Below are 12,817 nucleotides of genomic sequence, written 5' to 3'. Positions count from 1 at the left end.
ATAGGTGATTATACCCGTTTCACCACCTGTGCCACCATATCGGCTTCGGCACAGAGCTTATTTCCTACATAAACGGTTCCCCGCATTTCGCAGATGCCTCTGCGGATAGGGGCAGAGAGTTCCATTTTGAGGAGCATGGTGTCACCAGGTACGATCTTCTGCTTGAATTTGCAGTTATCGATTTTTAAGAAATAGGTATCGTATTGCCCGGCTGGCATGGAGTTGATGGCCAGGATGCCTCCGGTTTGCGCCAGGGCTTCACAGAGTAGCACACCCGGCATAACTGGGTTACCAGGAAAATGCCCGGTGAAGAAGGGTTCATTGAAGGTTACATTCTTCACTCCCACAATTACTTTATCGGTAAGTTCAATAATCTTATCTACCAGTAAAAAAGGATAGCGGTGTGGTAAGGTCTGTTCAATCTGCTGCGCTGTATAAATGGGAGGCTGGTTGCAATCATATACCGGAACGTCTTTGAGGTGCCGGTTCTTTTTGATGTACTGCTTGATCTTTTTGGCAAACTCCACATTGGTACTGTGACCGGGGCGGTTGGCAATGATCCTCGCTTTTACAGGATATCCGATCAGGGCCAGGTCGCCCACCACATCCAGCAATTTGTGCCTGGCGGGTTCATTGGGGAAGCGCAGCTCCAGGTTGTTCAGGTAGCCCTCGTGCTTTACTTCCATTTTATCCCGTCCAAAAGATTTTGCCAATCGTTGCATTTCATCTTCGGTTACGGGCTTGTCCACTACCACAATGGCATTATTAATGTCGCCTCCTTTGATAAGGTTGTTATCAAGCAACATCTCCAGTTCATGTAGGAATACAAAGGTTCGGCAGGGACTGATTTCCTTCACAAACTCCCGCATGTTCTTGAGGCCGGCGTGCTGGGTGCCCAGAACAGGGCTATTGAAATCGATCAGGGTTGTAATCTGGTAATCCATGGAAGGCATGGCCACCATCTCAACGCGCTTTTTCTCATCGTAATGATAGATATTCTCATCAATGCTATACCAGGCTTTAGCTGCGGGCTGTTCCTGAACACCGACTTCCTGCAGAAGTTCCACAAAGGGCTGTGAACTGCCATCCATAATCGGAGTTTCAGGGCCATTGATTTCAATCAGCACATTATCTACCCCCATACCTACAAGAGCAGCCAGCACATGTTCAACCGTGCTAACTCTGGCACCATTATCTTCCAGGGTAGTACCACGGGATGTATCTGTTACAAGGTCACAATCCGCTTTGATGATGGGTTGTCCGGCTAAGTCAATCCGCTGAAACTGAATTCCAAATCCGGGTGCGGCAGGCCTAAAGGTCATGTCAACTTTGACACCGGTATGCAGGCCGGTTCCTGAAATACTGATCTCCGCTCCAACGGTATGCTGCTTATCGGGATTGAAATTTGCGTCCATACTTAAAATTGATGGGCAAATATAACGCATCAATCCAAAAGGGAAATTAGAGATTCACCCGTTCTGCCAGCAATTGTTTAACGAGTTGTTCCAGTTCTTTGAGTCTTTTTTCAAGGTCGGGCAGATTGCGACTCAATGCCTGGCTGCGCAGGGCACTGGTGTAATCAAAGGCCGGCGATCCGGTTACTGCTGTATTGGGTTGTTTGATGGACTTGCTAACACCACTTTGTGCGTTGATCTTGGTACCATCGGCTATGCTGATATGGCCCACGATGCCCGCCTGTCCGCCGATCATGACATTGTTCCCGATTTTGGTACTGCCACTTACACCGGCCTGTGCTGCGATTACTGTATTATTTCCAACTTCTACATTATGTGCTACCTGGATCAGGTTATCCAGCTTGGCACCACTGCGAATAATGGTTGAGCCGATAGTAGCACGATCTATAGTTGCATTTGCGCCAATCTCAACATAATCTTCCACTATTACATTGCCGATCTGTGGTACTTTTTTGAAACTGCCATCTGCCTGTGGCGCAAAGCCAAATCCATCACTGCCAATCACGGTTCCCGCATGTACATTGATATTTTTGCCGAGCTGGCAGTCGTGGTAAATTTTTACTCCTGCATGGATGATGGTGTTATCGCCAATGCGGACATTGTTACCAATAAAACTGTTGGGGAATATTTTTACGTTGTTGCCTATTACTACGTTTTCGCCAATGTATACAAAAGCCCCCAGGAAAACCTGATCGCCGATTTTAGCTGAATCAGCTACGTAAACCGGCTCCTGCCGGCCAACGAGTTGCTGGGTTTTTAATTCCTGGTATTTGGATAACAGCGTAGCAAAGGCAGTATACGCATCCGGCACTCTGATCAGCGCGGCTCTAACCGGCTGGCGGAGTTCCAGGTTTTCGTTGATGATAACGATGGATGCGCTGGTAGTGTAAAGATGGTCTTCGTATTTGGGGTTGGCCAGGAAGGCCAGTTGTCCGGCTTTGGCTTCTTCGATTTTTCCAAATGATCCCACTGTTGCCTGAGCATCTCCTTCTACTTTGCCATTAATGAGTAGTGCGATTTGTGAAGCACTGAATTGCATAGAATAAATTATTTTATGTAGCCGATCCCGGATCTAAATAGCAAAAGTAGTATTTTTTAATAGGGCGGGATAAATTGTGCTGAATAAGTGCATTATCTACTTCCGATATATCTCGCACCGTCCCGTTCTTGAAAAGTATACGGATCCTTTCTTCCCTTGGATCATAAGTTGTATTACTGGTTTCTCCACTGAATACAAAATAGTCCAGTTCTGCTTCTGAGAAGCCGGTCTGCTGCAACAGGTTTTGACGGATGGCAGCCACTGAAGCTGGTTCCATGGGTTCTGCCTGTAACTTCACTTTCAACAGTTTCCGGTTGATCAGCATCCGGCAGAGGGTGGACAATACCTTATCGGGGTGGTGACTCCAGATTTTTACAGCAGCCATCAGGTCGTAATCATCCAACTGGCAAAAGGCATCCAGCCGATCGCCTTCCAAAGGGAGAGGCGTCTGTTGATTAAGGAAAAGTTCCAGCACGGGAGAGGGAATAGGCAGGTTGGTGCCTGATTGGAGTAAATACTTGGCCCGACGAATACTATTCACCAGCATCTTTTCTGCTCCCAATACTGTTTTGTGAAGGTAAACCTGCCAGTACATGAGGCGACGTGCGACCAGAAACTTCTCAATGGAGAAAATTCCTTTTTCTTCCACCATCAGCTCTCCATCCTTGACTGTCAGCATTTTGATAATCCGATCATAACCAATCACGCCTTCAGATACACCGGTGAAAAAACTGTCGCGGGTCAGATAATCCATCCGGTCTACATCTAACTGTCCGGATACTAGCTGATGTAGGAACGGTTTTTCGTAAGTATTGTTGAAAATCTGAATGGCCATATCCAGCGCCCCTTCATTTTCTTTGTTCAGCAGTTGCATGATCTGAAGGCTGATGCTTTCATGGTGAACGCCTTCAATTAAGGTATGCTCAAGTGCATGAGAAAAAGGACCGTGGCCAATATCATGCAGGAGAATCGCAATTTTGGCGGACAGCTCCTCTTCGGGTGTAATCGCCACGCCCTTGCTTTTTAGCTCCTGCAGGGCATTACACATCAGGTGATAGGCGCCCAGTGAATGGTGAAGCCGACTGTGAACAGCTCCCGGATAGACCAGGTGTGCGAAAGCCATCTGCTGGATCCTGCGCAGCCGCTGGTAATAGGGATGGCTAATTACCTTGAAGACCAGGGGGTGATCAATGGTGATAAAGCCATAAACCGGGTCATTGATGATTTTTCTCCGTTCCGCCATTCCTTGCTTTATTTGTTAAATTCTTCTAATAGCTAGCCGGCAAAAGTACGAAGCCGGACAGATAAATTACATTTGAGTCTATGCCAATAGCCAACATACTCTGGGTTGACGATGAAATGGAAAGCCTGCAATCGCAGAAACTCTTCCTTGAAAACAAAGGTTATGCCGTACATACGCTTGCCAATGGATTTGATGCGATTGATTATGTTAAGGAACATCCGGTTGACGTAGTGTTGCTGGATGAGAGTATGCCAGGTATCACCGGACTGGAAACGTTGGCCAAGATCAAGGAAATCAATCAACAGGTACCGGTGGTGATGATCACTAAGAATGAAACGGAAAACCTGATGGATGATGCGATTGGCTCGCAGATCAGCGATTACCTGATTAAACCGGTGAACCCCAACCAGGTACTGCTCAGTCTGAAAAAAATACTTGATAATAAAAGACTGGTAGCAGAAAAAACGACTTCTGCCTATCAGCAACAGTTTCGTGATTTATTCATGGCACTCAACAGCAATCCGGACTACAACGAATGGATGGATATCTATAAAAAATTGGTGTACTGGGAACTGGAGATGGAGAAAAGTGATAGTCCGGAGATGCAGGAAATTTTGCTTTCTCAAAAGAAAGAAGCCAACAACGAGTTTTGCAAATTCATCGCCAAAAATTATTTAAGCTGGGTGCATCCTAAATCAAGCGATGCACCGATCATGAGCAATACAGTTTTTCAGTTTAAGGTGTTGCCGCACCTGGAGCCGGGAGTACCAACTTTTTTTATTTTGATCGATAACCTGCGATTTGACCAGTGGAAAGCGATACAGCCAATTTTTGCAAGTTATTTCCGGATACTTGAAGAGGATACGTTTTACAGCATATTGCCAACTGCTACTCAGTATGCCAGGAATGCAATTTTCGCGGGACTAATGCCATCAGAAATTGAAAAATCCTTTCCGGATTTATGGAAAAACGATGAAGAGGAAGGCGGTAAAAATCTGCAGGAAGAAGTATTTTTCAAAGGGCAGTTGAAGCGATTAAAGAAAGACAATATCAAATACAGTTATATCAAAGTGGTGAATCACCAGGCGGGTAATGAACTGGTGAGCAATGTTCATAATTTGCTTAGCAACGACCTGAATGTGATTGTCTACAATTTTGTGGATATGCTCAGTCATGCAAGAACGGAAATGGAAGTGTTGAAGGAGCTGGCAAGCGATGAGATCAGTTATCGCAGCATTACCGCCAGTTGGTTTGAACACTCTCCCCTGTTTCAGGCATTGAAAAAAATTGCAGGTAAAAAGATTAACCTGATCCTGGCTACGGATCATGGCTCCGTCCGCGTTAATACCCCTCATAAAGTGGTGGGTGATAAACAGACGACCACCAACCTTCGCTATAAACATGGGCGTAACCTGAATTATGAACCTAAGGAAGTGCTGGCATTTCGGGATCCGAAGGAAGCGGGATTGCCGGTACCTACGGTGAATTCGTCTTTTATTTTTGCTAAAGAGGATGGTTATCTCTGTTATCCAAATAATTACAATCATTACGTAAATTATTATCGTAATACATTCCAGCACGGAGGGGTAAGCATGGAGGAGATGATTGTGCCTGTGATCAAAATGTGCAGTAAATAAGGGGCCCGGCCAGCGGGTTTCGGTATTTTTGTATTTTGACAGGCATATGAAGTACACACAGGCTACATTAAACAAGATTGAACAGGTGCTGGAAGAAGCAGGGTATATTGTTCGAATGGAACGCGGTACCTTCCAGAGCGGCTATTGTATCCTTGAACAGAAGAAGGTGGTGGTCCTGAATAAATTCCTGCAATTGGAGGGAAAGATCAATACCATGATGGATCTGGTTCCACAATTACAGGTGAATCCGGAAGAATTGAGTCCGGAAGCCAAAAAGACCTATTTTGATATTATTGAACGTCACCGCCTGGCTGCCTCCGATGATGCAACCACGGATTCCAATCAAGCTTAAGATTTTATCCTGTCCAGTCCCTTAACCATAACATTTTTAGGAACCGGTACCAGCAGTGGGGTGCCGATGATCGCCTGCGATTGCGAGGTGTGCCGGTCAGTTGATCCACGGGATAACCGGCTGCGCTCAAGTATCCTGGTGCAATCGGCCACAACTACGCTGGTGGTGGATTCTACACCGGATTTCCGATACCAGATGTTGAGGGCAAAGGTCAGGAAGCTGGATGCAATTGTGTTCACCCATCCGCATAAGGATCATATAGCCGGACTTGATGATGTTCGGGCTTACAATTATTTTTCACAGCAACCCATGCAGATCTATGCGAATGAAATGACCCAGATGAATATCATCCGGGAGTTTCCTTATGCATTTGCAGAGACCCGGTATCCCGGGGTGCCGGAGATTCAGATCAACCAGATTGATATGGATTCATTCACAGTGGGAGATATAACGGTTACGCCTATCCTGGTTTGGCATATGCGGATGCCGGTACTTGGTTTCCGGTTTGGCAATTTTACTTACATCACAGATGCCAACCGGATTGATCCAGATGAAATGGAAAAGATTCGGGGTAGCAGTCACCTGGTGCTGAATGCGCTGCGCCATGAAAAACATATTTCTCATTTCACTTTATCTGAGGCTGTTGCGGTAGTGCAGGAACTGAAAGTACCCAACGCTTATTTTACGCATATAAGTCACCAGTTGGGACTGCACGAACTCATCAATGCCAGTTTGCCCGCTGGAATCCAGCTCGCCTACGACGGGTTAAGTATACAGGTATAAAACCGTTTTTTCACGCTTGACCTGGCTTTTCTTAAGTAGTAGGTTGTGGTATGAAAAAGAAAGGATGGAAAGCGTGGGTCAGGGATTATCTGCATTTTTCCAAAAATGAACGAATCGGGATACTGATTTTGCTTGCTGTTATGCTGGCTATTAAAGTGGTGCCCTATTATTGGCCAGCAACTCCTCCGGCTCCGGTGGCGGTAACAGATAGTCTGATCGTTCGCTTGTTGGAAAAGTCGGGAGCTGATACTGTAAAACTTTTGCGGGAGCGGGGTAGATTGTTTGATCGTAATGAATTTTCCTCCCAGGAAGGTATTGTTTCCTCTGCCTATGAGCGATCGTTTGAAAAGGGACGGTCATTATCCGGAGCGTTATTTCCTTTTAATCCGAATCTAGCTACTGAGTTGGATTGGCAAAGGTTGGGGGTGCCTCCTAAAACTATTGGAACCATCCTTAAGTACCGGGAGAAAGGAGGGAAGTTTCGATCGGGAGAAGATTTATATCGGATTTATGGAATGCCGAAACAGTTGGCTGACCGGTTGATACCTATGGTGAGGCTGGAATCTGGAACTGGCCCGGCAATACCTGCCACTAATTCATTTGGGGGTGGAAACCAGGATCCTTCCTCTCAGCGGGTATTGGATAAAGTTGGCAGCCGCTTTAATTCTACTGAATATGGAAACAGGAAACCAGGCGGCTTCAAATCAAAGATGATTCGCATCAACCTGGCAGACAGCCTCGACTGGCTGGCCCTGCCGGGGATTGGTCCAAAATTATCGGGTCGGATCCTGAGTTACAGAAATGCCTTGGGAGGTTTTGTCAGGGTCGAACAGATTAAAGAAGTGTATGGATTGGCTGATTCGGTCTTCCAGCAGCTATTGCCACAACTGGAATTGGATGATGTTGCCGTTCGAAAACTGAATCCCAATGCTGCTACCATGGAGGAAATGGCCCGGCATCCGTATATCCGGTGGAAACTGGCACAGGCAATTGTTCAGTATAGAAATAGCAACGGGGCCTTTCGTGAAATGAGCGATCTTGGCAAAATTCACCTGGTCGATACTAACTTGTTGAAGAAATTAGGACCATATTGTGATTTTAAATAACTAACACTTGTTAGTTTAGCAGAAATAGACTTAGTTTGCGTTATTCAAAAATTAAGAACAACAAGCTGATTCTCTATGAATTTTGAACGCCAGGAATTAACTGAACAGGTTGCGCAAACGGCCCGTGAATTTGCCCGCCAGCATATATTACCCAATGTGATGAAATGGGATGAGTCGCAGGAGTTCCCACTCCAGGTATTTAAGGACATGGGGCAATTGGGCCTCATGGGTGTACTGGTACCTGAGCAGTATGGGGGAGCCGGACTCAGTTATTTTGAGTATGTGGCAATTATTTCGGAAATCGCCCGGGTTTGCGGATCTGTGGGTTTAAGTTTGGCTGCTCATAACTCACTTTGTACAGGGCATATTTTAACCTTCGGGAATGAAGAACAGAAGCAGCGCTTCCTTCCCAAACTGGCAACCGCCGAATGGATTGGAGCCTGGGGGTTAACAGAAGCAAATACCGGTAGTGATGCTGGCAATATGCGAACTACAGCAGTGAAGGAGGGAGATGAGTGGGTACTGAATGGAACCAAAAACTGGATCACTCATGGGATATCCGGTGATGTTGCCGTAGTTGTGGCAAGAACCGGGGAGCCCCGGACCCGTAACAATGCAACTGCTTTCATTGTGGAGCGTGGTACCCCTGGATTTACCGGTGGCAAAAAAGAGAATAAACTGGGCATGCGTGCGAGTGAAACTGCGGAAATGATATTTGATAACTGCCGTATTCCTGATGCCAACCGGCTTGGCGAAGTAGGTGATGGATTCAAACAGGCGATGAAAGTATTGGATGGTGGCCGGATTTCCATTGCGGCGCTGTCCCTTGGTATTGCAAAAGGTGCTTTTGATGCGGCTGTTGCTTATTCCAAGGAACGCCACCAGTTTGATCAGCCCATTTCCAATTTCCAGGGCATCTCTTTCAAGCTGGCTGATATGGCCACTGAAATAGCTGCAGCTGAATTACTGACCAACCAGGCTGCAGATCTTAAGAACCGCGCCCAGAAAGTAACCAAAGAAGCTGCAATGGCGAAATATTATGCCAGTGAAGTAGCTGTACGTGTGGCAACCGATGCGGTACAAATTTTCGGTGGATACGGATATACGAAGGATTTTCCGGTTGAGAAATTTTATCGCGACAGCAAATTGTGTACTATAGGGGAGGGTACTTCGGAGATTCAGAAGATTGTAATTGCGAGAGAAGCGATAGGAGGTGAGAAGTGAAACGTCAGATGTGAGACATAAGAATCACTCGTCGCTTTCGTCCAACTGAAAAAGGTCTTCTACCTGCTTGCCAAATACTTTTGCAAGTCGTAATGCAAGCACGGTAGAGGGAACATATTTATTGGCTTCCATGGCGTTGATGGTTTGCCGGCTTACACCTATTTTTTTAGCCAGATCTTCCTGCGTAAATCCATGAATGGCTCGTTCAACTTTCAGGTTATTTTTCATCTGCATTGATTTTTCTGGATTTGAACAGGAGGTAATTAAAGCGTCCAATAAAAATAAGCAGGACGGTAAATACATTGTAGATGAGCACATTCATGAATGCAAATCCGTAAATGAATAAAAAGCAGAAAAGCAGCAATGAATAGTTGACCAGTACCGCCCATTGCAGCGAAGACAACCTTAATCCTGCGATAAACTCATCTTCGACTTTCTCTCTCGAAAATGCAATTAATAAACAACCCGCTAAAAATCCGACCCCAATTAATGTGCTGGTAATATTCGTTTCAACAATTGAAAACCATTTCTTGTCTGAAAACAAACTTTTGTTATAAATGGCAAAAACTTTGGTAGTGATCCAGTTTGGTTCATAATCCGTGATATGCAGGTAAATGCCGGCAATGGCAAAAGGTATAAAGAGCAGCCAGCCAATCTTTTTAAACCGATAAGGGAGCAAGGGTTGCTGTTTCATAATTAATATTTGATCAAATGTAAAGTATATTTTACTCAGTGTAAAGAATATATTACATAATGTAACAAATAATTGACAAATTTATTAAATAAAAAAAGGTGCAAGCCTATTGCTGCACCCTGTAATATTTGAACTCACTGGAATATTAATCGAGAAAATCGTCTTCCGGTTTTTCCTTAGGACCATACTTATCGAATAAACGATCGATGGCTCCTCCGAAAATCGGAAACTTGTCTTTTGCAAAATTCTTTACGATCTCCACCGCCTTGTAAGCCTGGTCTTCAGTTAATCCTTCCGCCATTAATTTATCTATCAGTTCTTTCATGTGGAATAAGTTAGGCTACTTTCAGCAGACTCATTTTACTCTTATCAAATTTATTCTCCGCATATTCCAGGTTGAGGTGGAATTTGGTTTCCTTGCTGGAGGGTAGTTCAAACATCGCATCGGTAAGAATGCTTTCACAGATGGACCGCAATCCTCTGGCGCCTAGTTTGTACTCCATAGCTTTGGCCACCATGAAATCCAGTACGTCGTTATCGATGGTAAGCTCTATTCCTTCGATTTCAAACAGTTTTTTGTACTGCTTGATCAATGAGTTTTTCGGCTCCGTTAAAATGCTGCGCAAAGTTTCTGCATCCAGCGGATTCAGGAAGGTCACTACGGGTAAACGGCCCAGCAATTCAGGTATTAATCCAAAATGTTTCAGATCCTGTGCGTTTACAAATTGCAAGAGGTTCTTACGGGCAGTTTCCTGTTGGTCTTTATTGACATTGAAACCAATGGCGTTGGTATTGACCCGACGGGCGATCAGTTTGTCTACGCCATCAAATGCGCCACCGCATATGAAGAGAATATTTTGCGTATTGATCTTGATCAGTTTCTGTTCCGGATGCTTACGGCCACCCTGTGGTGGAACCAATACATCGGTTCCTTCCAATAGCTTCAACAATCCCTGCTGAACACCTTCACCACTTACATCACGTGTAATGGAAGGATTATCGCCTTTTCTTGCAACCTTGTCGATTTCGTCAATGTAAACAATACCTCTTTCCGCTGCGGTTACATCATAATTACATACTTGCAATAGCCGGGTCAGGATGCTTTCCACATCTTCACCCACATAACCTGCTTCTGTAAATACGGTTGCATCAACAATGGCAAATGGAACGTTCAATAATTTGGCGATGGTTTTAGCAAGCAGGGTTTTACCCGTACCGGTTTCGCCCACCATTACAATATTGCTCTTTTCAATATCCACCTCATTTTCGGTGGGTTTCTGCTGAAGCCTTTTGTAGTGATTGTATACAGCTACTGCGAGTACTTTTTTTGCCTCGTCCTGTCCAATTATATATTCATCCAGAAACCGTTTGATTTCGATCGGCTTCTTAACCGTTAATTTAAATCCGGATCCTGCGCCATCGGTACGGGTCAATAATTCCTGTTCGATGATTTCCCTGGCGTGTTCTACGCAGTTCTCGCAGATATGCCCATCCTGCCCAGCAATCAGAATTTTTACTTCATCCCGACTGCGGCCACAAAATGAACAATGTAATGTATTTTTTGCCATACGCTCTGTTGCTTGCTTCCCGCAAAGGTAACCTTTCCTTAGAGTTTTTCCATGATGCCATCCACGATGCCATAATCAATTGCTTCTTTGGCATCCATCCAGTAATCGCGGTCAAAATCCTTCATGATCTGGGCAACGGTCTTGCCACAATTCTCCGCCAGGATCTTAGCACCCATTTCCTTTACTCTCTTGGTCTGTTTAGCCTGAATTTCCAGATCCGCACTTACTCCCTGCATATAACCGCCGAGACTGGGCTGGTGGATCATCACTTCACCGTGCGGGTAAATGAATCTTCTGCCCTTCTCACCGCCACTCAGCAGGATGGAACCCATAGAGGCTGCCAGTCCCATGCAAATGGTGCTGATCGGACTTTTAACCATCTTCATGGTATCGTAAATAACCATGCCGCTGGTTACTACACCACCCGGACTATTAATAAAGAACTTGATCTCCTCTTTTTTATCGGCATCCAGAAGCAGTAGTTTGGTTACCACTTCTTTGGCGGATTTATCATCCACCGGTCCCCATAAATAAACGGCCCGCTCATCGAAAAAGTATTTTTCAAGCCGCTTGTTGAGCATCATCAGCTCATCGCGTTTGTCTTCCCGCTGTTTTTCTTCTTCTTCCTCATCCATCCGGTAGGAGAAATAATTAGTCCTATTCATAGCATCAATAGTTTAAGATTAGTCTTTGTTTTCCTTTCTGGGGTTTACCAGTAATACTTCATCTACCAGTCCGTATTCCTTCGCTTCCATTGAAGTCAGCCAATAATCGCGATCGCAGTCTTTTTCCACCTGCTTTACGCCTTTGCCGGTATGATGTGAGATGATTTCATATAATTCCTTTTTGAGCTTACGGATCTCATTTACCGTAATCTCGATGTCAGATGCCTGTCCGCCAATAGCCCCTGAGGGTTGGTGCATCATAATACGGCTGTGCTTCAGCGCTGTTCTTTTACCCTTGGTGCCCGCACACATCAGTACCGCGCCCATGGATGCTGCCATTCCGGTACAAATGGTTGCTATATCTGGTGTGATGAATTGCATCGTGTCGTACATACCCAAACCGGCGTACACACTGCCACCCGGACAGTTAATATACATCTGAACATCCCGCGTACGATCGGTGCTCTCCAGGAAGAGAAGCTGCGCTGTTACAATATTGGCCACCTCATCATTAATGGGGTATCCCAGGAAAATGATGCGGTCCATCATCAGGCGGCTGTACACATCCATCACCGCGATGTTCATCGGGCGCTCTTCAATAATATTCGGTGTCAGGTTCGTTACCTGATATTTCTGGTAATCGTGCAGGGTCAGACTCGAGATGCCCCGGTGCTTGACCGCATATTTTTCAAATTCAGACTTCATAATAATCCTCGTTGTTTTGATAAAAATAAGGCAATGGATTGGTGCAAATACCTTTCCAATTGAAAATCATTGCAAAAAACGGCAGTCGGGCTGACAAAAAGGTATGGAAGACGGGAGGATGGAAGATGGAGGAAGGGAAGAAGGTGCAAAGGGTACAAAGGAAACAATGGAGGCAAAGGAGACAAAGGAGGCAGGGGAAAAGAAAAACCGTGTGGGGCTACCACACGGTTTATATTCTATTTGAAAGTCTAGGCTTATCCGGGAGTCTTTCTCACGTCTGACGTCTCACCTCTCACTTTTCACCCTTCTTTCACCTTTCACTTTTC

15 protein-coding genes are annotated in these 12,817 nt (G+C 45.3%); 6 read left to right on the top strand and 9 right to left on the bottom strand.

The window, feature by feature from the left end; all coding sequences use genetic code 11:
• Positions 1-8: 8 nt before the first annotated feature.
• From L0U88_RS15990 to L0U88_RS15980, 3 genes are read right to left on the bottom strand one after another with little or no spacing between them, the layout of a single operon-like run.
• Positions 9-1,415 carry a bifunctional UDP-3-O-[3-hydroxymyristoyl] N-acetylglucosamine deacetylase/3-hydroxyacyl-ACP dehydratase gene (locus L0U88_RS15990; protein ID WP_234867092.1) on the bottom strand — a complete coding sequence of 469 codons (1,407 nt, stop codon included), beginning with the start codon at positions 1,413-1,415 and terminating at the stop codon, positions 9-11.
• A gap of 46 nt (positions 1,416-1,461) precedes the next feature.
• Positions 1,462-2,514, bottom strand: coding sequence for a UDP-3-O-(3-hydroxymyristoyl)glucosamine N-acyltransferase (gene lpxD / locus L0U88_RS15985; RefSeq protein WP_234867091.1), 1,053 nt, complete (start codon positions 2,512-2,514; stop codon positions 1,462-1,464).
• 13 nt (positions 2,515-2,527) lie between these two features.
• Complete coding sequence (locus L0U88_RS15980; protein ID WP_234867090.1) at positions 2,528-3,757, bottom strand: HD domain-containing protein; 1,230 nt, start codon at positions 3,755-3,757, stop codon at positions 2,528-2,530.
• A gap of 80 nt (positions 3,758-3,837) precedes the next feature.
• Here L0U88_RS15980 and porX point away from each other — a divergent pair, with 80 nt between their 5' ends.
• The 5 genes from porX (at position 3,838) to L0U88_RS15955 (ending at position 8,859) form a co-directional block, all read left to right on the top strand.
• Positions 3,838-5,394 carry a T9SS response regulator signal transducer PorX gene (gene porX, locus L0U88_RS15975; protein ID WP_234867089.1) on the top strand — a complete coding sequence of 519 codons (1,557 nt, stop codon included), beginning with the start codon at positions 3,838-3,840 and terminating at the stop codon, positions 5,392-5,394.
• A 46-nt stretch (positions 5,395-5,440) separates the two neighbouring features.
• Complete coding sequence (locus L0U88_RS15970) at positions 5,441-5,746, top strand: hypothetical protein (protein ID WP_234867088.1); 306 nt, start codon at positions 5,441-5,443, stop codon at positions 5,744-5,746.
• A gap of 66 nt (positions 5,747-5,812) precedes the next feature.
• Entirely contained in the window at positions 5,813-6,529 is a 717-nt protein-coding gene (locus L0U88_RS15965; RefSeq protein WP_234867087.1) for an MBL fold metallo-hydrolase, read from the top strand.
• Between the two features lie 50 nt (positions 6,530-6,579).
• Positions 6,580-7,635, top strand: a complete 1,056-nt coding sequence (locus tag L0U88_RS15960) for a ComEA family DNA-binding protein (protein ID WP_234867086.1) — start codon at positions 6,580-6,582, stop codon at positions 7,633-7,635.
• Positions 7,636-7,710: 75 nt separating this feature from the next.
• Positions 7,711-8,859, top strand: a complete 1,149-nt coding sequence (locus tag L0U88_RS15955) for an acyl-CoA dehydrogenase (RefSeq protein WP_234867085.1) — start codon at positions 7,711-7,713, stop codon at positions 8,857-8,859.
• A 24-nt stretch (positions 8,860-8,883) separates the two neighbouring features.
• Here L0U88_RS15955 and L0U88_RS15950 read toward each other — a convergent pair whose 3' ends face one another.
• The 6 genes from L0U88_RS15950 to L0U88_RS15925 form a co-directional block, all read right to left on the bottom strand.
• Positions 8,884-9,087: a helix-turn-helix transcriptional regulator gene (locus L0U88_RS15950; RefSeq protein ID WP_234867084.1), complete on the bottom strand. Its 204-nt coding sequence runs from the start codon at positions 9,085-9,087 to the stop codon at positions 8,884-8,886.
• Positions 9,077-9,553 (bottom strand): hypothetical protein, encoded by a 477-nt coding sequence (locus L0U88_RS15945; RefSeq protein ID WP_234867083.1) that lies wholly within the window; start codon positions 9,551-9,553, stop codon positions 9,077-9,079. The genes L0U88_RS15950 and L0U88_RS15945 overlap by 11 nt, the downstream gene beginning before the upstream one ends.
• Positions 9,554-9,698: 145 nt before the next feature.
• Complete coding sequence (locus L0U88_RS15940) at positions 9,699-9,878, bottom strand: hypothetical protein (protein WP_234867082.1); 180 nt, start codon at positions 9,876-9,878, stop codon at positions 9,699-9,701.
• A gap of 10 nt (positions 9,879-9,888) precedes the next feature.
• Positions 9,889-11,121, bottom strand: coding sequence for an ATP-dependent Clp protease ATP-binding subunit ClpX (clpX, locus tag L0U88_RS15935; RefSeq protein WP_234867081.1), 1,233 nt, complete (start codon positions 11,119-11,121; stop codon positions 9,889-9,891).
• 38 nt (positions 11,122-11,159) lie between these two features.
• Entirely contained in the window at positions 11,160-11,786 is a 627-nt protein-coding gene (locus L0U88_RS15930; protein WP_234867080.1) for a ClpP family protease, read from the bottom strand.
• An 18-nt stretch (positions 11,787-11,804) separates the two neighbouring features.
• On the bottom strand, positions 11,805-12,491 hold the full coding sequence (locus L0U88_RS15925; RefSeq protein WP_255723156.1) for a ClpP family protease: 687 nt from the start codon (positions 12,489-12,491) through the stop codon (positions 11,805-11,807).
• Positions 12,492-12,594: 103 nt separating this feature from the next.
• Here L0U88_RS15925 and L0U88_RS15920 point away from each other — a divergent pair, with 103 nt between their 5' ends.
• Entirely contained in the window at positions 12,595-12,735 is a 141-nt protein-coding gene (locus L0U88_RS15920; protein WP_234867079.1) for a hypothetical protein, read from the top strand.
• Positions 12,736-12,817: the final 82 nt, after the last annotated feature.

This window comes from Flavihumibacter fluminis, from assembly GCF_021491375.1.
Lineage (GTDB): Bacteria > Bacteroidota > Bacteroidia > Chitinophagales > Chitinophagaceae > Flavihumibacter > Flavihumibacter fluminis.
Note: the sequence above shows the minus strand (reverse complement) of the source record. Positions and strands in the feature narration are given on the sequence as shown.